At 65.2% G+C, this 20260-nt stretch carries 20 protein-coding genes; 19 read left to right on the plus strand and 1 reads right to left on the minus strand.

Annotation, left to right across the window (positions count from 1 at the left end; genetic code table 11):
- Positions 1–28 precede the first annotated feature (28 nt).
- Positions 29–1213: a Fic family protein gene (locus tag CJD35_RS05250; RefSeq protein ID WP_095686856.1), complete on the minus strand. Its 1185-nt coding sequence runs from the start codon at positions 1211–1213 to the stop codon at positions 29–31.
- Positions 1214–1432: 219 nt separating this feature from the next.
- Here CJD35_RS05250 and CJD35_RS05255 point away from each other — a divergent pair, with 219 nt between their 5' ends.
- The 19 genes from CJD35_RS05255 to CJD35_RS05345 all read left to right on the plus strand — a co-directional run bounded on the left by CJD35_RS05255 (position 1433) and on the right by CJD35_RS05345 (position 20212).
- A complete protein-coding gene (locus CJD35_RS05255) occupies positions 1433–2338 on the plus strand; it encodes a HEPN domain-containing protein (RefSeq protein WP_167383136.1) in 906 nt (301 codons plus the stop codon).
- A gap of 254 nt (positions 2339–2592) precedes the next feature.
- Entirely contained in the window at positions 2593–3675 is a 1083-nt protein-coding gene (locus tag CJD35_RS05260; protein ID WP_031309815.1) for an IS5 family transposase, read from the plus strand.
- A 147-nt stretch (positions 3676–3822) separates the two neighbouring features.
- Positions 3823–5841: a conjugal transfer protein TraG gene (locus CJD35_RS05265; RefSeq protein WP_095686857.1), complete on the plus strand. Its 2019-nt coding sequence runs from the start codon at positions 3823–3825 to the stop codon at positions 5839–5841.
- Positions 5842–5848: 7 nt separating this feature from the next.
- Positions 5849–6253: a CopG family transcriptional regulator gene (locus tag CJD35_RS05270; RefSeq protein WP_095686858.1), complete on the plus strand. Its 405-nt coding sequence runs from the start codon at positions 5849–5851 to the stop codon at positions 6251–6253.
- Positions 6253–7266, plus strand: a complete 1014-nt coding sequence (gene trbB / locus CJD35_RS05275; RefSeq protein WP_095686859.1) for a P-type conjugative transfer ATPase TrbB — start codon at positions 6253–6255, stop codon at positions 7264–7266. Before CJD35_RS05270 ends, trbB begins: the two co-directional genes overlap by 1 nt.
- A 1-nt stretch (position 7267) precedes the next feature.
- On the plus strand, positions 7268–7603 hold the full coding sequence (locus CJD35_RS05280) for a TrbC/VirB2 family type IV secretion system protein (protein ID WP_095686860.1): 336 nt from the start codon (positions 7268–7270) through the stop codon (positions 7601–7603).
- Positions 7600–7860 (plus strand): VirB3 family type IV secretion system protein, encoded by a 261-nt coding sequence (locus CJD35_RS05285; RefSeq protein ID WP_095686861.1) that lies wholly within the window; start codon positions 7600–7602, stop codon positions 7858–7860. Before CJD35_RS05280 ends, CJD35_RS05285 begins: the two co-directional genes overlap by 4 nt.
- Positions 7854–10292, plus strand: coding sequence for a conjugal transfer protein TrbE (gene trbE, locus CJD35_RS05290; protein ID WP_095686862.1), 2439 nt, complete (start codon positions 7854–7856; stop codon positions 10290–10292). Before CJD35_RS05285 ends, trbE begins: the two co-directional genes overlap by 7 nt.
- 6 nt (positions 10293–10298) lie before the next feature.
- Complete coding sequence (gene trbJ / locus CJD35_RS05295) at positions 10299–11045, plus strand: P-type conjugative transfer protein TrbJ (protein WP_095686863.1); 747 nt, start codon at positions 10299–10301, stop codon at positions 11043–11045.
- 110 nt (positions 11046–11155) lie between these two features.
- Positions 11156–12445 carry a P-type conjugative transfer protein TrbL gene (trbL, locus tag CJD35_RS05300; protein WP_095686864.1) on the plus strand — a complete coding sequence of 430 codons (1290 nt, stop codon included), beginning with the start codon at positions 11156–11158 and terminating at the stop codon, positions 12443–12445.
- Positions 12445–13245 (plus strand): conjugal transfer protein TrbF, encoded by an 801-nt coding sequence (gene trbF, locus CJD35_RS05305; RefSeq protein WP_095686865.1) that lies wholly within the window; start codon positions 12445–12447, stop codon positions 13243–13245. Before trbL ends, trbF begins: the two co-directional genes overlap by 1 nt.
- Positions 13242–14099, plus strand: coding sequence for a P-type conjugative transfer protein TrbG (gene trbG / locus CJD35_RS05310; protein WP_095686866.1), 858 nt, complete (start codon positions 13242–13244; stop codon positions 14097–14099). The genes trbF and trbG overlap by 4 nt, the downstream gene beginning before the upstream one ends.
- Entirely contained in the window at positions 14096–15310 is a 1215-nt protein-coding gene (locus CJD35_RS05315) for a TraB/TrbI/VirB10 family type IV secretion system protein (RefSeq protein ID WP_095686867.1), read from the plus strand. The genes trbG and CJD35_RS05315 overlap by 4 nt, the downstream gene beginning before the upstream one ends.
- Before the next feature lie 9 nt (positions 15311–15319).
- A complete protein-coding gene (locus CJD35_RS05320) occupies positions 15320–15535 on the plus strand; it encodes a DUF2274 domain-containing protein (protein WP_095686868.1) in 216 nt (71 codons plus the stop codon).
- Entirely contained in the window at positions 15532–15768 is a 237-nt protein-coding gene (locus CJD35_RS05325; protein WP_167383137.1) for a helix-turn-helix domain-containing protein, read from the plus strand. The genes CJD35_RS05320 and CJD35_RS05325 overlap by 4 nt, the downstream gene beginning before the upstream one ends.
- Before the next feature lie 942 nt (positions 15769–16710).
- Positions 16711–17553 carry a chromate resistance protein ChrB domain-containing protein gene (locus CJD35_RS05330; protein WP_095686869.1) on the plus strand — a complete coding sequence of 281 codons (843 nt, stop codon included), beginning with the start codon at positions 16711–16713 and terminating at the stop codon, positions 17551–17553.
- Positions 17550–18962: a chromate efflux transporter gene (chrA, locus tag CJD35_RS05335; RefSeq protein ID WP_095686870.1), complete on the plus strand. Its 1413-nt coding sequence runs from the start codon at positions 17550–17552 to the stop codon at positions 18960–18962. Before CJD35_RS05330 ends, chrA begins: the two co-directional genes overlap by 4 nt.
- Before the next feature lie 17 nt (positions 18963–18979).
- Entirely contained in the window at positions 18980–19690 is a 711-nt protein-coding gene (locus CJD35_RS05340) for a superoxide dismutase (protein WP_095686871.1), read from the plus strand.
- A gap of 99 nt (positions 19691–19789) precedes the next feature.
- Positions 19790–20212, plus strand: coding sequence for a hypothetical protein (locus CJD35_RS05345; RefSeq protein WP_157742280.1), 423 nt, complete (start codon positions 19790–19792; stop codon positions 20210–20212).
- Positions 20213–20260 lie beyond the last annotated feature (48 nt).

The raw sequence follows: 20260 nt of genomic DNA on the forward strand, positions 1-20260 counted from the left end.
CGCTCCGGATCGTCCGACCAAGCTGTCGTCAGATTGTTCGTGAGGGCAACGGCTCCGTACCCTCGCTGAGGATTGCAAGATATCGGCGGTAGCCGAAAACGCGACCACGTCGCCTGCCGGTAATTTCTTCAACTACACCAAGACGTTCGAGGTCTGCGAGTGCCGCATTCACGGTCGGCGCCGATAAGCCAGTCCGTTCGACCAGTTGGTTCGCATTGAGGAACGGGTTCTGCTGGAAAAGGTCATGAACTCTCAGGGCCGAGCCGGCACGATCACTCTCGGTCGTTATGCGGTCGCGATCGTCCTTGAACAGATCGACGATGCGGGTGGCAGCGTCAAAGGCCTGATTGGCGGTATCGGCCACGCCGGCGAGGAAAAAGTCGAGCCAAGCCTCCCATGTGCCCTGTTCTCGAACCTCCTGCAGCAGCCGGTAATAGTCGTTCCGGTGCGTCTTCAGATACAGGCTGAGGTAGAGCAGAGGCTTGCGCAGCACGCCGTTGACGCACAGGTACAACGTCACCAGCAGCCGGCCGATACGCCCGTTGCCGTCGAGGAAGGGGTGGATCGTCTCGAATTGGACGTGGAGCAGGCCTGCCTTGATAAGCGCCGGCAGACGGGATTTATCCTCGTGCATAAACCGCTCAAGGGCATCGAGACAGCCTTCGAGTTCCGTGGTCGGGGGCGGGACGAACAGCGCATTGCCGGGACGGGTGCCGCCAATCCAGTTCTGCGATCTTCTGAATTCGCCGGGGCTCTTCGTGCCGCCCCGGCCGCTTTGCAGCAGGCGCTCGTGCATCTCGCGGATGAGGCGAAGCGAGAGCGGCATTTCCTCCAGCCGTTCGAGGCCGTGCATCATGGCATCGACGTAGTTGGAGACCTCGCGAATATCGTCGATCGGCTGGCCGGCCTGTGCCTCGGTTTCGAAGCGAAGCAAGTCGGAGAGCGTCGATTGCGTGCCTTCGATCTGGGATGAAAGCACCGCTTCCTTTCTCACGTACATGTAGAGGAAGAGTTCCTGGCGCGGCAGCAGCATGGTGATGCCGTCGAGGCGACCCAGGGCACGCTCCGCTAGGCTAAGCCGGTCGAGCAGCGCTAGCACGTCGATCGGTGGCGCGGGCGGGAGCGGCGGCGGTACAAATGCCCGGACCATTTCCCCGGCGACGGGAGTCTCCACGAAACGGCCCAGCCGCAGATTCGGTTCTGGATCGGCCATGCGCGCCAATATGCACGGCACGCCTTATTTAAGCAATCGCCACTTCACTTAATTAGCAAATGAGCTAAGATAAGCGGGTTTAAATAAGGGAGGCGGCAAGGTGCGCGATCATCTGGAACACACGCGGGATAGCGTTCGTGCGTGACGTGCGATCATCGGCCCACCCGTCGATGTGGTCAAGCCTTGCCAACTTCATGGTCTGCCGCGAGAATCCCCTTCGTGCGAAGTGATATCGACCATCTGCCCCCGGTCCAGCAAAGCGAACTGGACCGCGTGAAGCAAACGCTCATGGGCGAATTTGCCGATGCGATCGCGCGCGCGAACCAGCCGTGGAAGAAGAACGGCAAGATACTCAAGATCATTCTGTTCGGCAGCTATGCCCGGACCGACTGGGTGGACGAGCCGGAGAATGGCTACCAGTCGGATTTCGACTTGCTCGTCATCGTCAGCCACGCGGACCTCACCGACATTGCCGATTACTGGTATGTCGCCGAGGACAAGATCCTGCACGACAGCGCGATCGCGCGGCCGGTGAATATCATCGTCCATACGCTGGACGAGGTGAACCAGGCGCTGAGCCGGGGCGAGTATTTCTGGACCGACATCGCCCGCGACGGGATCGTGCTCTACGAGTTGCCGGGCAACGCGCTCGCAATGCCTAAACCGCTGACGGCCGCCGACGCCTATGAGATGGCATCAGCCTATTTCCATGATTGGCTGGCTAAGGTCGACAGCGGTATCAAACTGGCGTCCTTTGCGATCCAAGAAGGCGAAACCAAAGATGCAGCTTTCCTTCTGCATCAGGCGACCGAACGTGCCTACATCTGCTTCCTGCTGGTGCGCACCCTCTATTTTCCTCGCTCGCACAACATCAAGTTCCTGCGTTCGCTTGCGGAGGACAGTGAACCACGGCTGATCGAGGCTTGGCCCCGCACCACCAGGATCGAGCGCCGCCGGTTCGAACTTCTCAAGCGCGCCTATGTCGAGGCCCGCTATTCGGCGAGCTACGAAATCGGCAATACCGATCTCGACGCACTGTCACGATCAGTCCGGTCCCTTCGCGATGTCGTCGAAACCATCTCGCGTGAACGTCTTGAAACACTGATGAACGACGCCGGTCTCTGAGCACAGCCGACGAACGCTTGGCCCGAACAGCTTCCGATTACTGCCATAGTTCACCTGAGCCGGCGCGAGCCCATCTGCGCCCATCAGCCCCGTTTAATTTTCGCCGGTCGTCACCGAGTCTGAAACCGCCCGAGCCGAACCTGTCCGGCGGGCGGGAGCCTCGACGTGACACCCACCAAATGGACACCTCGAAAAACTCTGGCGTTTGATCGGCGGATTTGATTCACTTCGTCGGCGATGCGTAGGAGGCGATGATGGCAAGTCAGCCTGGTTTCTTCGATCTTTCGGACCGGTACGATGCGCTGAGCGCGGCGGGCGATCCGCTGGAGCGATTAGCGGCAGTTGTGGATTTCGAGGTTTTCCGTGGTCCGCTGGTGGCAGCGCTTCGTCGCTGCGTTCGCGGCAAGGGTGGGCGACCGCCCTTTGATCCGGTGCTGATGTTCAAGATTCTGGTTCTACAGGCGCTCTATTCGCTGTCGGACGAGGCCGCCGAGTTTCAGATCAAAGACCGGTTGTCATTCCAACGGTTCCTGGGCCTTGGGCTCGATGGCACCGTGCCGGATGCGACCACGGTGTGGCTGTTTCGGGAACGCCTGGTAAATGCCAAGGCCATAGACAAACTTTTCGCTCGCTTCGACGCTGCCCTCAAGGATCGGGGCTATCTCGCCATGGGCGGGCAAATCATCGACGCTACGGTCGTGCAGGCACCCAAACAGCGCAATACCGAAGCGGAGAAAGCAGCGATCAAGGAAGGCGGCGTGCCCGAGGGCTGGAAGCCGGCCAAGACCCGGCAAAAGGACCGTGATGCGCGCTGGTCGATCAAGTACAGCAAGGCCAAGATCAAAGAGGGCGCCGATCCCAAGGCGGCTAGGCCGGTCGATCTGGCCATCCCGATGTTCGGGTACAAGAATCATATCGGCATCGACAAAACCCATGGGCTGATCCGCACCTGGGATGCCAGCGCCGCCAATGCCCATGACGGCGCACGGCTGCCGGTTCTGATCAGTAAGGACAACACTGCCTCCGGCGTCTGGGCTGATACCGCCTATCGATCCAAGAAGAACGAGGCGTTCCTGGCCAGTGGCATGTTCACCAGCCACATTCACCAGCGGCGTAAACCGCGGCGAGCGTTGCCTGAGCGGATCGCCAAGGCCAATACCCGGCGTTCCAAGATCCGCGCCCAGGTCGAGCATGTGTTCGCCGGGCAAAAGAACCGCATGGGGCTGGTCGTGCGCACCATCGGCATCGCCCGCGCTACCATCAAGATCGGCATGGCCAACTTGGCCTATAACTTCCAGCGCTTGGCCTGGCTCGAAGGGCGAACTGCGCCTGCTTGATATGAACCAAGCGCTACCGACGGTAAATCCGGCCACTGCGGCACCGGCAATATCGAAATCACCGACAAATACGCTGCAACATCACTCCTTCCACGCCGCCTCAATCCGCACCGTCGACCCTACACGCAAATCCAGCGGTTCTTCGAGGTGTCCAAATTACTCATCGGCCAGATCCTTGTCGTCTTCGCGATCGTGATCGCGGGGGTCTGGGCCGCGACGCAATGGGCAGCGGCGATGCTGGCCTATCAACCCGAGCTGGGAACGCCGTGGTTCCGGCTCGCTGGCGTGCCGATCTATCATCCCTGGGCGCTGTTCCCCTGGTGGTATCATTACGATGCCTATGCCCCGCATGTTTTCGACCGGGCGGGCACGTTCGCAGGCGCCAGCGGCTTCGTCGGTTGCGCGGCGGCGATCTTCGGCTCGCTGTGGCGCGCGCGCCAGTCGAGCAACGTCACCACCTATGGTTCCGCCCGCTGGGCGAAGGCCCGTGAGATCGAGCGCGCCGGCCTGCATCGCGACGCCGGCGTCATGCTCGGCACGCTTGGCGGCCGCTATCTGCGCCATGACGGCCCCGAACACGTCATGGCGTTCGCGCCGACCCGCTCGGGCAAGGGCGTAGGCCTCGTCGTTCCGACCTTACTCTCCTGGACCGGATCGGCCGTCGTCCACGACATCAAGGGCGAGAACTGGACGCTGACAGCCGGATGGCGCGCGCGCTTCTCTCACTGCCTGCTGTTCAATCCGACCGACGCAGCGTCCGCGCACTACAATCCGCTGGTCGAGGTTCGGCGCGGCGTGGACGAGGTGCGCGACGTCCAGAACATCGCCGACATTCTGGTCGATCCGGAAGGTGCGCTCGAACGCCGCAACCATTGGGAAAAGACCAGCCATTCGCTGTTGGTCGGGGCGATCCTCCACATCCTCTATGCCGAGGAGGAGAAGACGCTCGCGCGGGTCGCGACCTTCCTCTCCGATCCCCAGCGCAGCTTCGTCGCCACGCTCCGCCGAATGATGACCACCAATCACCTCGGCGACGACAAGAATCCCAAGGTCCATCCCGTCGTCGCCTCCGCTGCGCGCGAACTGCTCAACAAGAGCGAAAACGAGCGGTCAGGCGTGCTGTCGACGGCGATGTCGTTCCTCGGCCTCTATCGCGATCCGACCGTCGCCGAAGTCACCTCGCGCTGCGACTGGCGGATCGCCGACCTCATCGAGGCCGAGCGCCCATTGTCGCTCTATCTTGTCATTCCGCCATCGGACATCAGCCGCACCAAGCCGCTCGTCCGTCTCGTGCTCAACCAGATCGGCCGCCGCCTGACCGAGCGGCTCGGCCAGCCCGGCACGTCCGCGCGGCGGCATCAGCTCCTGATGATGCTGGACGAATTTCCGGCACTCGGCCGCCTCGACTTCTTCGAGACCAGCCTCGCCTTCATGGCCGGCTACGGCATCCGCGCTTTCCTGATCGCGCAGAGCCTCAACCAGATCGAGAAGGCCTATGGCGAGCACAACGCCATTCTCGACAATTGCCATGTCCGCGTCGCCTTCGCGACCAATGATGAGCGCACCGCCAAGCGCATCTCCGATGCGCTCGGCACCGCGACCGAGCAGCGTGCGATGCGCAACTACGCCGGGCACCGGCTCGCGCCCTGGCTCGCGCATGTCATGGTCAGCCGTCAGGAAACCGCCCGCCAACTCCTGACGCCCGGCGAGGTGATGCAGCTCTCGCCCGATGACGAACTCGTGCTCGTCTCCGGACTCGCGCCGATCCGGGCGCGCAAGTTGCGCTACTTCCGCGATCGCAACTTCATCGCGCGCGTGGCACCGGCACCATTGCTGGCACAGGGCCGCTATGCCGATTGCCCCAAACAACGCGGCGATGACTGGTCCGGCCGGGTGCGCGGTATCGATGCCCGGCTGCACCAGACCGAGGATGCCGCGGGCGGCGAGGACGACGGCGGCATGCAGCAGCAGCGCCACCCTGGCCTTGCCGAGCAGACTTCCAAGTCGATCGACGCTGCCGAAACGCGCGATCCCCAGACGGCGCCGGACGACGATGATATTGCCGCCGACAAGCGCGCCATGGACCAGGCGCAGGGCCTGAGCGCAGTCGCCCGCGGCTATGCGATCAACGAGGGCGCTCACCGCGACCTCGTGCCCGGGCTGTGAGGCGGCGATGAAGATCCGCCAGAATCTCTATATCGACCGCGAACTCAGCGATGCGCTGGAAGCGCTCGCGGCCGGTGCGCGCGGCAACAAGAGCCACCTCGTCAACGATGCGCTTCGGGACTGGCTGGCGCGTCGAGGCACCAAGGAAGTCGACGATCTCCTGAAAGTCCGCCTCGACCGGCTGTCGCGCGAACTCGACGGCGCGCGGCGCGACATCGATGTCCTGCTGGAAAGCCTGTCGCTGTTCGTCCGCTACCAGCTGATGGTGACGGCACCGCTGCCGGAAGCCGATGCCGCAGGCCGAGCCATCGGCCGCGACCGGTTCGAATCCTTCGTCGCCCAGGTCGGCCGGCAGATCGCCGCGGGCACACGCACGCTGACGCCACCCGAACTCCAGGGAGGTAGGCCGTGATGCCCGCCGGATCGGACACCGTATCCGCGGCCAATATTTCCGAAGGCCGCCGCCGCGCCATGCTGCGCACCGCGATGGGGCCGGCGATCGCCGCCGCGCTCAGCGATCCGCGCGTCATCGAAATCATGGTCAATCCCGACGGCGCGCTGCGCGTCGACATCCTCGGCGAGGGTCGGGTCGATACCGACGTGAAGCTCGATGCGCCCCAGGTCGAGCGCATCATTCGGCTGGTGGCGTCGCACGCCCGTGCCGAGGTCCATGGCGAACGCCCGATCGTCTCGGCCGAGCTACCGCCGCATGGGCAAGGCGCGGGGGAGCGCTTCGAAGGCATCCTCCCACCGGTCTCGACCGCCCCGTGCTTCTCGATCCGCAAGCCGGCCGCGCGAGTCTACACGCTGATGGACTATGTGGCCGACGGCATCATGTCCGCCGAGGCCGCGCGCCTGCTTTCCCTCGCGGTCGTCGATCGCCGGAACATATTGATCGCCGGCGGGACCAGTTCGGGCAAAACCACGCTCGCCAACGCACTCCTCGCGGAGATGGCGCATCTCGATGAGCGCGTGATCCTGATCGAGGATACGCGCGAACTGCAGTCGCCCGCCCGCGACACGGTTGCGCTGAGGACTCGAACCGGCGCCGTCACCATGGGCGATCTGGTTCGCTCGACGCTTCGGCTCCGGCCCGACCGCATCATCGTCGGCGAGGTCCGGGGCGGCGAGGCCCTCGACATGCTCAAGGCCTGGAACACCGGCCATTCCGGCGGGATCGCGACCGTCCACGCCAACAGCGCGTCTTCCGCGCTCTACCGGATCGAGCAACTGATCCAGGAAGCCGTGGTCACCGTGCCGCGCCGCCTGGTCGCCGAGGCGATCGACATGATCGTCTTCATCGCCGGCCGCGGCACCGCGCGGCGCATCGAGACGATTGCCCGCGTCGCCGGGCTCGACCCGGATGGCGGCTACGCCGTCGTCGATCTCTCCCCAACCCCGACCCCCGACTTCGAAGGAGACTGACATGTGCATCTTCCGTATTCCCGACCGCAACCGCTACTTTTTGACTGGCCTGGTGCTCGGCGTTTCGCTGGCCCTGGCCGGCCCCGCCCAGGCCAGCGGTTCCGGCATGCCCTGGGAACAGCCGCTCCAGCAGGTTCTGGAATCGGTGCAGGGACCGGTCGCGAAGATCGTCGCGGTGATCATCATCATCGTGACCGGGCTGACGCTGGCCTTCGGCGAGACGGCAGGCGGCTTTCGCCGGCTGATCCAGATCATCTTCGGCCTCTCGATCGCCTTCGCCGCCTCGTCCTTCTTCCTGTCTTTCTTCAGCTTCGGCGGCGGAGCGCTCGTCGCATGAGCCACATCGAAGGCTTCGAGGCGCCGATTCACGCCAGCCTGGGGTCGCCGATCCTGCTTGGCGGCGCGCCGCGCGGGATCGCGATCGTCAACGGCACGATCGCGGCCGCAGTCGGCCTCGGCCTCCAGCAATGGCTGGTTGGCATCGGGCTCTGGGCTGTCGGCCACAGCATCGCCGTGTTCGCCGCGCGCCGCGATCCCGACTTCGCGCCAGTGCTGCTCCGCCACCTTCGCCAGAAGGGGCATTTCGCATGCTGAACCTCGCCGAATACCGGTCGCGGGCCGACCGTCTCGCCGATCATCTGCCCTGGGCGGCGCTGGTTGCGCCCGGCATCGTCCTCAACAAGGACGGCAGCTTCCAGCGCAGCTTCGTCTTCCGTGGTCCCGACCTGGAAAGCGCGACCGAGGCCGAACTCGTCTCGGCCTGCGCGCGCGCCAACAATGTGCTGAAGCGCCTCGGCACGGGCTGGGCACTGTTCTTCGAAGCCGAGCGCCGCGAGGCATTGGGCTATCCGGAAAGCGTCTTTCCCGACGCCGCGTCCTGGCTGGTCGATCAGGAACGGCGCGCCGGATTCGAAGCCGAGGGCCAGCATTTCGAGAGTGTCTATCACGGCACGCTGACGTGGCTGCCGCCCGCCGACAGCAGCGACGCTGCCAGACGAACACTGGTCGAACGGCCCGACGATGCGCAGGGCCGCGACTGGCATGCGAGTCTCGCCGGCTTCATCGCCGAAACCGATCGTGTGCTCGATCTTCTCTCAGGCTTCATGCCGGAAGTGCGCGCGCTGGGCGACGCGGAAACGCTGACCTATCTTCACGCAACGGTTTCCGACCGCCACCACCCGGTCGCCGTGTCCGAGACGCCGATCTATCTGGACGCGCTGCTCGCCGACACACCGCTGGTCGGCGGCCTCGAACCCCGGCTCGGGCACGTCCATCTCCGCACGCTGACGGTGCTGGGATTCCCCAACCTGAGCCGGCCCGGAATCCTCGATGCGCTCAACCACCAGGACTTCGGCTATCGCTGGGTGACCCGCTTCATCGCGCTCGACAAGACCGATGCGACCAAGGCGCTGACCAGGATCCGGCGGCAATGGTTCAACAAGCGGAAGTCCATCACCGCACTGTTGCGCGAGGTGATGTACAACCAGCCGGTCCAACTCCTCGACACCGATGCCGACAACAAGGTGGTCGATGCCGATCTCGCGCTGCAGGCGCTCGGCGGCGATCATGTCGCGTTCGGCTACCTGACCACCACGATCACCGTCGCCGATCCCGACCGGGCGCGGGTGGAAGACAAGGTCCGCGCGGTCGAGCGCATCGTCAACGGCCTCGGTTTCACCTGCGTCCGCGAGAGCCTCAACGCGGTCGAGGGCTGGCTGTCCTCGCTGCCCGGCCAAGCCTACGCCAATGTCCGCCAGCCGCTGGTCCACACGCTCAATCTTGCCCATCTCATGCCGCTGTCATCGGTCTGGGCGGGGCCGGCGGGCAACCGCCATCTGGCCGGACCGCCGCTGTTCCATGCCCAGACCAGCGGATCGACGCCGTTCCGCTTCTCAACCCATGTCGGCGATGTCGGGCACATGCTCGTCATCGGGCCGACCGGCGCGGGCAAGTCGGTGCTGCTGGCCCTGATCGCGCTGCAGTTCAGGCGCTACGCGGACGCCCAAGTCTATGTCTTCGACAAGGGCTTCTCCGCGCGCGCGGCGGTGCTGGCGATGGGCGGCGCGCACCATGCCCTCGGTCTCGGCGCCGACAGCGGCGAGACCCTGGCTTTCCAGCCGTTGCGCCGGATCGACGATGCCAGCGAACGCAGTTGGGCGGCGGAATGGATCGCGGCGCTGCTGACGCACGAGAAGGTCGCGGTCACGCCCGAGGTCAAGGATTCGGTCTGGTCCGCGCTCGGCAGCCTCGCCTCGGCGCCTCCCCCGGAGCGCACGCTGACCGGGCTCGCCATGCTGCTCCAGTCGAACGCGCTTCGCACCGCGCTCACCGCCTATACGCTCGACGGACCCTATGGCCGCCTCCTCGACGCGGCCGAACAGAATCTCGCGCTGGCCGACGTCCAGTGCTTCGAGACCGAGGCGCTGATGGGGCAATCCGGGGTGGTCGCCCCGGTGCTGACCTATCTCTTCCACCGCCTTGAGGAACGCTTCGACGGGCGGCCGACGCTGCTGGTGCTTGATGAGGCCTGGATATTCCTCGACCATCCGCTCTTCGCCGCGCGTATCCGCGAGTGGCTGAAGACGCTCCGCAAGAAGAACGTCGCGGTGCTCTTCGCGACGCAGAGCCTCGCCGACATCGCCGACAGCAGCATTGCGCCGGCCATCATCGAAAGCTGTCCGCAGCGCATATTGCTGCCGAACGACCGCGCGATCGAGCCGCAGTCGCGCGCCGCCTATGAGCGGTTCGGCCTCAATGACCGGCAGATCGAGCTGGTCAGCCGCGCCACCCCCAAGCGGCACTATTATCTGCAATCGGCACGAGGCAACCGCCTGTTCGAACTGGGCCTGGGTCCGGTTGCGCTGGCGCTGTGCGGAGCCTCCGATCCCGCGACGCAGGCGCGCATCGACGCGCTGCTGGCCAAGCACGGCCTCGAGAATTTCGCGGCCCGCTACCTCGAAGGAGCCGGCCTCGACTGGGCCGCCGGCCTCCTCGCCGATTTTCCTGTTCCCCAAGCCAAGGAGTGAAGTCCCATGCCTATACCTACTCGCAAACATCTGGTCGCGTCCGCGCTGGGCCTTGGCACCCTCGGTTCGCTCGCGGTCACGCTGGTCGCACCGAGCACGCCTGCCCACGCGCAGTTCACCGTGTTCGATCCGAGCAACTACAGCCAGAACCTGCTCACCGCCGCGCGGACGCTCACCCAGATCAACAACCAGATCCAGTCGCTGCAGAACGAAGCGCAGATGCTGATCAATCAGGCGAAAAACCTGACCCGCATCGATTTCCCGCAGCTCCAGCAACTCACCCAGAACCTGCAGGCGATCGACCGGCTGATGGCGCAGGCCCAGGGCATCGACTTCCGGATCGACGGTCTCGATCAACAGTACAGCCGGCTGTTCCCCAACGATTTCAGCCAGGCGCTGACCACCAACCAACGGGTGATCGACGCGGCGACCCGGCTCGATGCCGCAAAGGCAGCCTTCCGGCAGACCATGGGCGTCCAGTCGCAGGTCGTCGCCAACGTGCAGGCCGACGCCGGCACGTTGAGCGAAATCGTTGCGAAGAGCCAGGGCGCGGAAGGGTCGCTCCAGGCACAGCAGGCGACCAACCAGTTGCTCGCGCTCACGGCCAAACAGCAGTTCCAGATCCAGAACCTGATGGCCGCCCAATATCGCGCCGAGGCCACGGAAGCGGCCCGCCGCGCGCAGGCCGAGGCCGAGGGACGCGCGGCCACGAAGAAGTTCCTCGGTACCGGCAGCGCCTACACGCCCCAGTAGTCGGATGCCGGCCCGGCGGCGGCGGTTACGCCTCATCGCCGCCGTCGCCGCGGGGCGCGCCATGCTCCCCCAGCGCGCCCCGCGGCACCCCCTCCAGTCGGAAGAGTCATGTGAACGATCTCAGCGTCATCGACCGGTTCATGCAGGCCTTCATCCGCTATATCGACAGCGGGTTCGGCCTCCTGGGCGGCGACGTCCACTTCTTGACCGTCACGCTGATCGGCATCGACATCACGCTTGCCGGACTTTTCTGGGCGATGGGCGGCGACGACAATGTCATCGGCCGCTTCCTCAAGAAGATCCTCTATATCGGCGCCTTCGCGTTCATCCTGAACAGCTTCTCGACGCTCGCCGACATTATCTTCAAATCGTTCGCGCAGGCTGGGCTCACCGCCGGTGGCGGCACCCTGTCGGCGGATGACCTGCTGAGGCCCGGCCGCGTCGCCTCGACCGGCTTTTCGGCTGCTTGGCCGCTGCTTGAGCAGGCATCGAGCATGATGGGGTTCGTCAGCTTCTTCGAGAATTTCCTGACGATCATGGTGCTCCTGTTCGCCTGGGCGATCGTCATCCTCGCCTTCTTCATCCTCGCCGTGCAGATGTTCGTCACGATCATCGAGTTCAAATTGACCTCGCTGGCCGGGTTCATCCTCGTGCCCTTCGCGCTGTGGAACCGGACGAGCTTCCTGGCGGAGCGCGTACTCGGCAATGTCGTCTCGTCGGGCATCAAGGTGATGGTGCTCGCGGTCATCGTCGGCATCGGCTCCAATTTCTTCGCCGAGTTCACGACCTCCATGCAGGGGCAGGAGCCCGATCTCGGCGCAGCGATGAGCCTGGCGCTCGGCGCGCTCTCGCTGTTCGGCCTCGGGATTTTCGGTCCTGGCATCGCATCGGGTTTGGTTGCAGGCGCTCCCCAGCTCGGCGCCGGCGCCGCGCTCGGTACGGCCGTTGGCGCGGCGGGCGTCACCATGCTCGCGGGCGGCGCCACGGTCGGTGCGGCGCGTGCGATCGGCGGCGCCGGGCTCGGCGCGATCCGCGCCGGAACATCGATGGGCTCAGCCGCCTCGACCGCGGCGCAGCTCGGCCGCGAGACCGGCGGCTCGAGCATCGGCGGCATGGCTGCCGCAGCCAAGGGCGCCGCCGCACAGAAGATGGAAAGCACCTTCGGCTTGGGTGCCGCCGCCGAGCGAGGCCGCAACGCGGCATGGTCCGCACTCAATCGAACGCCGGGCTCGTCGTCCAATAGCGCCGGCGAAGCTGCCGACGGAGCGCCCGGGTGGGCGCGGTCGATGCGCGCCCAGCAGAACGCTCGCCACCACCGCCAAATCGCATTGCACACGCTCCAGCAGGGCGACCGCGGTGGCGCCTCCGCCACTCCCGACATCAAGGAAAGGGACGACTGATGATCTTCAAGCGCGCCGTTCAGCGCTATGGACGGACACCCCAGCCCGAAACGCCCTATCAACGCGCCGGCCAGCTCTGGGACGAGCGCATCGGGTCGGCCCGCGTTCAGGCCCGCAACTGGCGGTTGATGGCGTTCGGCACGCTGACGCTTACCTGCGCCATGTCGGGCGCGCTCATCTGGCAGTCGCTCCAGAGCCGGGTCACGCCCTATGTCGTCGAGGTCGATCGCCTCGGGGAAGCCCGGGCAGTGACCGAAGCGGAAGCGGGATACAAACCCACCGATCCGCAGGTCGCGTGGCATCTCGCGAAGTTCATCGAAAATGTTCGCGGTATCTCGCTCGATCCGGTGCTGATGCGCCGCGACTGGCTGTCAGCCTATGGCTTCGTGACTGATCGCGGCGCTCGCTTTCTGGACGACTATGCCCGCGCGGCCGATCCCTTCGCCGGGATCGGCGAACGGACGGTCTCGGTCCAGGTGACCAGCGTGGTCCGCGCATCCGACCGGTCGTTCCAGGTGAAGTGGACCGAAACCGCCTACGAGCGTGGCAGCGAGGCGGGATCATCGCACTGGACCGGCATTCTGACCATCGTCACGAAACCCCCAGTTTCGGCCGACACGCTCCGCAAAAACCCCCTTGGGATCTACGTCGATGCCATCGACTGGAGCCGCGAACTCGAGGCCCCAGCGACGACCGCCGTGCCGCGGACGCCATCACCGCCGAGCAATCTCCCGCTCGGTTCACCGCTCGATCCGAACCTCGCTGCCCAACCCCCCGTCAAAACGGAGACACAGCCATGATCCGCTCCCTTACGGCACCAATGCTGCTTGCGCCCTGCCTTTCCCTCGCCGCACAACCTGCCTGGGCGTCGCTCCAGTCCAGCGGCACGGCGCGCCAGGCGACCGTCGCGACCGCTAACCGTCTCGCGACGATGGAGCCGGCCGCGCAGGGGTTCCTGAATGCCGTGCAGGTATATCCGTTCGCGGACGGCGCGATCTACCATGTCATCACCGCGCCCGAGCGGGTGACGGACATCGCGCTCCAGGCCGGCGAGACGCTCGTGGCCGTGGCGAGCGGCGACACGGTACGCTGGGTGATCGGCGATACCACCAGCGGATCGGGCACCGAGAAGCGGACGCATGTGCTGGTCAAGCCGTTCAGCGCCGGCCTCGCCACCAATCTCGTGATCACCACCGACCGGCGCAGCTATCACATCGCGCTGACCAGCGTCTCCAAGACGGCGATGGCCGCGCTGTCATGGACCTATCCGCAGGATGCCCTGATCGCTTTGAAGCGCGCCGCCGCGGAGGCGCAGGCGGCGCAGCCGGTCGCGGCCGGCATCGACGTCGATCAGCTTCATTTCAATTACGCCGTGTCGGGCGACAAGCCCGCCTGGCGACCGCTGCGCGCATTCGATGACGGGCGGCAGACCTTCATCGAGTTCCCCGCGACGCTCGGCGTGGGCGAGGCGCCGCCGATCTTCCTGCTGGACCGCAAAGGTGAGGCCCAACTCGTCAACTATCGGGTGAAGGGCCGCTTCTATGTGGTCGACCGCATCTTCGACGTAGCCGAACTTCGCCTCGGTACGAAGCATCAGCAGATCGTCCGCATCAGCCGGGTAGCGGACGGCGCACGGGTGCGGAGGGGATCATGAGTGGCGAGGAGGGTCGGCCGGAGACTGACGTCCGCGCCGCACAGGTCAAGGTGGACCCGGAAACGCTCGCACTGCGTGCCCAACCAGTCCGGGCGATCAGGTTCAAGCGCGGAGCCATCGTCGGGATCGCGGCGCTCGGGTCTGCCGGTCTGGTCGCGACTGCCTGGATCGCGTTGCGGCCCGCCGCGTTGCATCTGGCAGGTCAGGCCGACGACCAGACGATTGCAGCCAAGCCGCCCGCCGATACGCTCGGCGCGCTTCCCGGCAGCTACGCTGACGTGCCGAAACTCGGTCCCGCCCTGCCGGGCGATCTGGGTCGACCGATCCTCGACCACCAGCGGGCAATGGCGACGGACACTAACGGAGGGGAAGCTGCTCGCGCCAATCAGGCAGCGGCTACCGAACGCGATCGACGGGCCGCGGAGTTGAGGGCGGCGCGGGAATCAGGTCTGCTCGTGCAGGCCGGCAATCGTGACAGTCCGGCGGTCAATGCGGAAGCGCCTCAAACCTCGCCCCCGGCCGCAGCCGACGCCGCAAAGCTCGCCATCGATCCCGATCGCGATCCCAATGCGCAGCAGCGTAAAGCCGACTTCGTCGCTGCGCGCGACAACGGCAGCGACGTCAACGCCGGCCGTCTCAGCCCGCCCGCGTCGCCCGACATGCTGTCGGCCGGCAGCGTCATCGCCGCGAGCCTGATCACAGGCCTGCGATCCGACCTGCCGGGTCTTGTCATCGCCCAGGTGACCGAGCGCGTATTCGACAGCGCGACCGGAAGGATTCTGCTCATCCCGCAGGGTGCGCGGCTGATCGGCAGTTATGACAGCGTGGTGGCCTTCGGGCAGAAGCGGGCACTGATCGTCTGGCAGCGGATCATTATGCCCGACGGCAGTTCGATCCGGCTCGACAATGTGTCGGCCGCCGATCCGTCCGGCTACGCGGGCCTTGCCGATAAGGTCGACTTTCACACCTGGACGCTGCTCAAGGGGGTCGCGATCTCAACCCTGCTCGGCGTGGGCGCCAATCTCACCTTCTCGGGCGAGAGCGATCTCGTCCGGGCAATCCGGGAATCGACGCAGCAGAACGTCTCGCGCGCTGGCGACCAGATCACCTCCCGCAATCTCCAGATCCAGCCGACGATCACCATCCGGCCGGGCGCGCCGGTACGGCTCATCGTGCACCGCGACCTCATACTCGCGCCGTGGCGCGATTAGGAAAAGACCATGCCGGAACTCAAACTTCCCAAGCTGCCGGACAGGACACCGATCAAGCTGCCGATCACCATCACGCCTGACCTGCATCAGATGTTGCAGGATTATGCCGCACTTTACGCCGCGGCTTATGGGCGGGAAGAACCGGTCGCAGAACTTATCCCCGCGATGCTGACGGCTTTTCTCGAAAGCGACCGCAGCTTCGCTCGTTCGCGGGTCAGGTCATGACCCGCGGGCTGAGCGAGGACGAGCGTCGAAAGCGAGCGCTCGAGGCGATAGCCGAGCAGGACGCGCTGCCGATGGAACCGCTCACCGTGCGGATCAAAACGGCGGTCAAGTTGACCGGTATCGGCCGTTCGACTCTCTATGAGCTTATCCAATCCGGTGAGATCGAAACCATCAAGATCGGACGATCCACATTCATCCCCTACCGATGCATCAAGCGACTGGTCGAGCGCTAGCCGCTCTCGAACGCCAGAACCGGCAAAATGACCGCACCAGCCTTCGAGCCTGCGTCACTCATTTCCAATCGATGCCGCGTTGACTTCCAATTGGCTGGATAGGGCAGTTCCAATCTGCCGTGCATCACCAGTGGTATGTCTGCGCGATTAGATATTGCGAAGGCGCCCAGGCACCGTCACGAATTCCGACCCGCTCAAAACTGCATGCAGACCGGCTTTGATCGGGGAGATCGAGCGGCCCTTTGGACCCCGCGAATCACAACGGAAAAAGCCAATTATCGGCTCCTTTGGGACTCGAACTACCGTATGAAAAAGTCCCAGGGTATCGGTTATGGTACGGTCTTGCATATTCATGCATAACTAATTGATTTACAAATGATAATATCATCTTTTCGAGTCCTCTTCTGCATGAAATCCGAGGATGTGCGCCGACGTCCGAGGTCATCCGGCCAGGCAAAGCTTGAGGCAGCTTCGCGCTCAACCCACGCCGTTCCATTCCCGCAGCGGCTAATCCAAGGCTGACATCCTTTCAGCTTGTCCAGTCAGCCGGTCAAACGGTCGACATTGAGACAAATCTGCCGTTCACAAGTCCGTCGGGCACTGCCGGTTTTCGGCAAGAGCGGACACTCGATATATGCCGGGACCCAGCACCGGGCCGAGCCGCCCCCGCCGCCATCATGGGGAGCGTCGGAAAGCTGCCGCTCAAGCTCATCCAAATCCCGATTCCTTCGCCGCTGTTTCATGACGGGCGAAGGTGGGTGCCAGCCGGGGGCGGCTTATTTGAGGTCGTAGCGTTGGAGGCAGCGTGTGATGCGAGGCTGCGTCACCTTCAATACTTGACAGACTCGCGCGCAATCTGGCTTGTGCGGCGTATGGGGGTTTGCGATCTCCCCATGAGGCGACAGGCTGAAGCATCGCGTCCCAACCATTTGAGGACGCATTATGCCTGCAATAAATGCGATTGCCGCCGATAAGCTTGTCCGCCTGCTCGGTACACCCCGGTCCCCCGCGATGATCGACATCCGCAACGATGCCGAGTTCGACGCCGAGCCGCGGCTGATCCCCGGCGCGGTTCGCCGCGCCTTCACCAGCATCCCTGATTGGGCGCCAGATTTTGGCGACGCGTCGGTCATCGTCGTGTGCAACGATGGCGGCGCGGCCGGTCACGGAGCGGCCGCCTGGCTGCGTCAGGCTGGCGCCGACGCCGATGTGCTCGACGGTGGCGTGATCGGCTGGGTCGGCTCCGGCCACCCGCTATTGGACACTGCCGCGGTGCCGCCGCGCGATGCCGCAGGCCGCACGTTGTGGGTGACCCGCGCGCGGCCCAAGGTCGATCGGATCGCCTGCCCCTGGCTGATCCGCCGGTTCGTCGATCCGCACGCGATGTTCCTGTTCGTACCCGCGCCGGAGGTGGCGGGCGTTGCCGCGCGGATGGGCGCGACACCGTTCGATATCGAGGATGCGGCGGTGCGCTGGACGCATGACGGGGAGCTTTGCACCTTCGACGTTATGGTCGAAGGGTTCGGGCTGGGCGCCGTCGACGGGCTCGCGCGGCTGGCGGCTATCGTCCGCGGCGCCGACACCGGACGCCCCAATCTCGTGCCCGAGGCGGCTGGCCTGCTCGCCATCTCGCTGGGTCTATCGCGCATGTATCCGGACGATCTCGAACAGCTTGATGCCGGCATAGCGGTCTATGACGCGCTCTATCGCTGGTGTCGCGATGCGACCGACGAGACACACGACTGGACATCGCACAAGCCCGCCAAGTCGCGGGTGCGGGCATGAGTGGCGCGGAAGCGCTGGCCCCGGAATTGGCGCCCGCACGGTCGCGTCCCGCCGAGGTCTCGATCGGCGAGGCCTTCTGGGTGTGGCTGCGGATCGCGGCGCTGTCGTTCGGCGGCCCCGCCGGCCAGATCGCGATGATGCACCGCGTGCTGGTCGAGGAGAAGCGCTGGATCGGCGAGCACCGGTTCCTGCACGCGCTCAACTATTGCATGCTGCTCCCCGGTCCCGAGGCGCAGCAGCTCGCCACCTATATCGGCTGGCTCCTGCACAAGACCCGCGGCGGGATCATCGCGGGCGGACTGTTCATCCTGCCCGGCGTCGTCTCGATCATGGCGCTAAGCTGGATCTACGCGATCTACGGCAAGCTCGGCATCGTCTCGGCATTGTTCTTCGGGCTGAAGGCGGCAGTGCTGGCGATCGTGCTCCAGGCCGTGGTGCGGATCAGCTCGCGGGCGCTCAAGAACAACGTCATGCTGGTGGTGGCCGCCGCCGCTTTCGTGCTGATCTTCTTCGTCGGCGTGCCGTTCCCGATCATCGTGTTGGCGGCGGGGCTGATCGGCTATTTCGGAGGACGTGCGGACCTTGCGGTGTTCAAGGTCGGCGGAGGCCACGGCACATCCAAGGGCGTGATCGTCGAGGATGGCGAGACCCTGCTTGGTGGGGAATTGCCTGCTCACGCCCAGGTGACGCCGCGCGAGGCGTTCCGGACAGCGGCGGTCTGGCTGGCGCTGTGGTTGATCCCGGTTGCGGTGCTGATCGCCTGGCTGGGGCCGGACGATGTGTTCAGCCAGATCGCGACGTTCTTCTCGACGATGGCGCTGGTGACCTTCGGCGGGGCCTATGCGGTGCTCGCCTATGTCGCGCTGGAAGCGGTGCAATCCTATCACTGGCTCCAGCCCGGTGAGATGCTCGACGGCCTCGGCATGGCCGAGACGACGCCCGGGCCGTTGATCATGGTGCTCCAGTTCGTCGGATTTATGGGCGCCTATCGCGATCCCGGCATGCTGCATCCGCTGCTTGCGGGCACGCTCGGCGGGCTGCTCGCGACCTGGGTCACCTTCATCCCCTGCTTCCTTTGGATCTTCCTTGGTGCGCCGTTCGTCGAGCGGCTGCGCGGCAATGCCGCGGTCGCGGGCGCGCTATCGGCGATCACGGCGGCGGTGGTCGGCGTGATCCTCAACCTCGCGATCTGGTTCGCGATCCACACCATCTTTCGCCAGGTACAGCCATTCGCGGCAGGACCGGTCCGGTTCGAAATGCCGGTGCTCGCGAGCGTCGATCTCTGGGCACTGCTGCTCTCGGCGGCGGCGATTCTGGCGATGCTCCGCTTTAAGGTGGGTGCCATCCCGACGCTCGCCGCGACTTCGGCGGCAGGCGTGCTGCTCTATCTTACAGGCCTCACTCAATGATCCCACAGGAGTAAACCATGTCCGAGCCCAGCATCGATCGCCGCAGCCTGCTTGCCGTCGGCGCAACCCTTGGAGTCGGGGCAATGACCGGCCTCGCCGGTGACGCCGCCGCCGCAGCGACGCCTGTTGCTGCGCGCAGCTTCACGCCGCAGCCGCTGCCGTTCAATCCGGCATTGATCACAGGCCTGTCCGAGAAGCTGCTCGTGAGCCACCACGACAACAATTATGTCGGCGCGGTGAAGCGGCTCGGCGCGATCACGACGCAGTTCGCGGCGCTCGATCCGGCGACGGCGCCGGTGTTCACGATCAACGGGCTCAAGCGCGAAGAGTTGATCGCGTGGAATTCGATGATCCTGCACGAGCTGTATTTCTCCGGGTTCGGCAATCCGTCCGCGCCGAGCGCACCGCTGGCGCAGACGATCGAACAGAGTTTCGGCAGCTTCGATCGCTGGGCGGCCGAATTCGCCGGCATTGGGAAGGCGCTCGGCGGCGGCTCGGGCTGGGTGCTGCTGACCTGGAGCCATCGCGACAAGTGCCTGGTCAATCAATGGGCGGCCGACCACACGATGACGCTCGCCGGTGGCACGCCGATCCTCGCGCTCGACATGTATGAGCACGCCTATGCGATGGATTATGGCGCCAAGGCCGCAGCCTATGTCGATGCCTATATGAAGGCGGTCGACTGGAGCGCGGCGAGCCGCCGCTTCCCTGCGCTGACGGCCGGCTGACATGGCGATCCTTCGGCGTCATGGGGCGCCCAACCTGCGGCGCGCCGGTTCGGAACCCTTCCTTGCCTCACTGGAAGGCTGTCGATAGGACTGCTCGTCGTGGATAGGTCTGCCCGATTCTCGCTGAAGCGGATGTGCGCAATGCTCTGCGTCGCGCTCGCGCTTGCGTTCGCCGGCGCGTCGGCAACCCGCATCGTCGATCGTATCCAGCACCAGCCGGGCGGTCCGGCGGACCACACGCACCTGCCGTTCAGCGACATCGCTTATGATGCCGACGACCATCATGATGATCATGCTGGCACGGATGATCAGGACAATGGCGCGAACCCCGATCATCAGCCGGGACCGAGCCACCATCATCATGGCGACAGCGGTTCGGGCCTGCCGGCATTGGCCGCGGCCGAGACGGCGAAATCCGATCTCGGCGCAGACCGGCATGACCTAAGGCGCGACCGGGCACCGCCCGGCCTTTCGACCTACGGTCCCGAGCGACCTCCCAAACACAACACGATCAGCGTCTAAGCCGCCGCGTCCGCTTGCCGGGCGCGGTTATCGTGCCACGCCTGCTCG

The sequence above is a fragment of the Sphingobium xenophagum genome (genome assembly GCF_002288285.1).
GTDB lineage: Bacteria > Pseudomonadota > Alphaproteobacteria > Sphingomonadales > Sphingomonadaceae > Sphingobium > Sphingobium xenophagum.

Excerpts from the sequence above, each read along its gene's own strand:
- CJD35_RS05320 (WP_095686868.1), top strand. The coding sequence starts at position 15,320 with ATGCCGGAACTCAAACTTCCCAAGCTGCCGGACAGGACACCGATCAAG.
- CJD35_RS05285 (WP_095686861.1), top strand. The coding sequence starts at position 7,600 with ATGAGCCACATCGAAGGCTTCGAGGCGCCGATTCACGCCAGCCTGGGG.
- CJD35_RS05250 (WP_095686856.1), bottom strand. The coding sequence starts at position 1,213 with ATGGCCGATCCAGAACCGAATCTGCGGCTGGGCCGTTTCGTGGAGACT.
- CJD35_RS05260 (WP_031309815.1), top strand. The coding sequence starts at position 2,593 with ATGGCAAGTCAGCCTGGTTTCTTCGATCTTTCGGACCGGTACGATGCG.
- trbG (WP_095686866.1), top strand. The coding sequence starts at position 13,242 with ATGATCCGCTCCCTTACGGCACCAATGCTGCTTGCGCCCTGCCTTTCC.
- trbB (WP_095686859.1), top strand. The coding sequence starts at position 6,253 with ATGCCCGCCGGATCGGACACCGTATCCGCGGCCAATATTTCCGAAGGC.
- CJD35_RS05325 (WP_167383137.1), top strand. The coding sequence starts at position 15,532 with ATGACCCGCGGGCTGAGCGAGGACGAGCGTCGAAAGCGAGCGCTCGAG.
- CJD35_RS05315 (WP_095686867.1), top strand. The coding sequence starts at position 14,096 with ATGAGTGGCGAGGAGGGTCGGCCGGAGACTGACGTCCGCGCCGCACAG.
- chrA (WP_095686870.1), top strand. The coding sequence starts at position 17,550 with ATGAGTGGCGCGGAAGCGCTGGCCCCGGAATTGGCGCCCGCACGGTCG.
- CJD35_RS05280 (WP_095686860.1), top strand. The coding sequence starts at position 7,268 with ATGTGCATCTTCCGTATTCCCGACCGCAACCGCTACTTTTTGACTGGC.
- trbF (WP_095686865.1), top strand. The coding sequence starts at position 12,445 with ATGATCTTCAAGCGCGCCGTTCAGCGCTATGGACGGACACCCCAGCCC.
- CJD35_RS05270 (WP_095686858.1), top strand. The coding sequence starts at position 5,849 with ATGAAGATCCGCCAGAATCTCTATATCGACCGCGAACTCAGCGATGCG.
- trbE (WP_095686862.1), top strand. The coding sequence starts at position 7,854 with ATGCTGAACCTCGCCGAATACCGGTCGCGGGCCGACCGTCTCGCCGAT.
- CJD35_RS05330 (WP_095686869.1), top strand. The coding sequence starts at position 16,711 with ATGCCTGCAATAAATGCGATTGCCGCCGATAAGCTTGTCCGCCTGCTC.
- CJD35_RS05340 (WP_095686871.1), top strand. The coding sequence starts at position 18,980 with ATGTCCGAGCCCAGCATCGATCGCCGCAGCCTGCTTGCCGTCGGCGCA.
- trbJ (WP_095686863.1), top strand. The coding sequence starts at position 10,299 with ATGCCTATACCTACTCGCAAACATCTGGTCGCGTCCGCGCTGGGCCTT.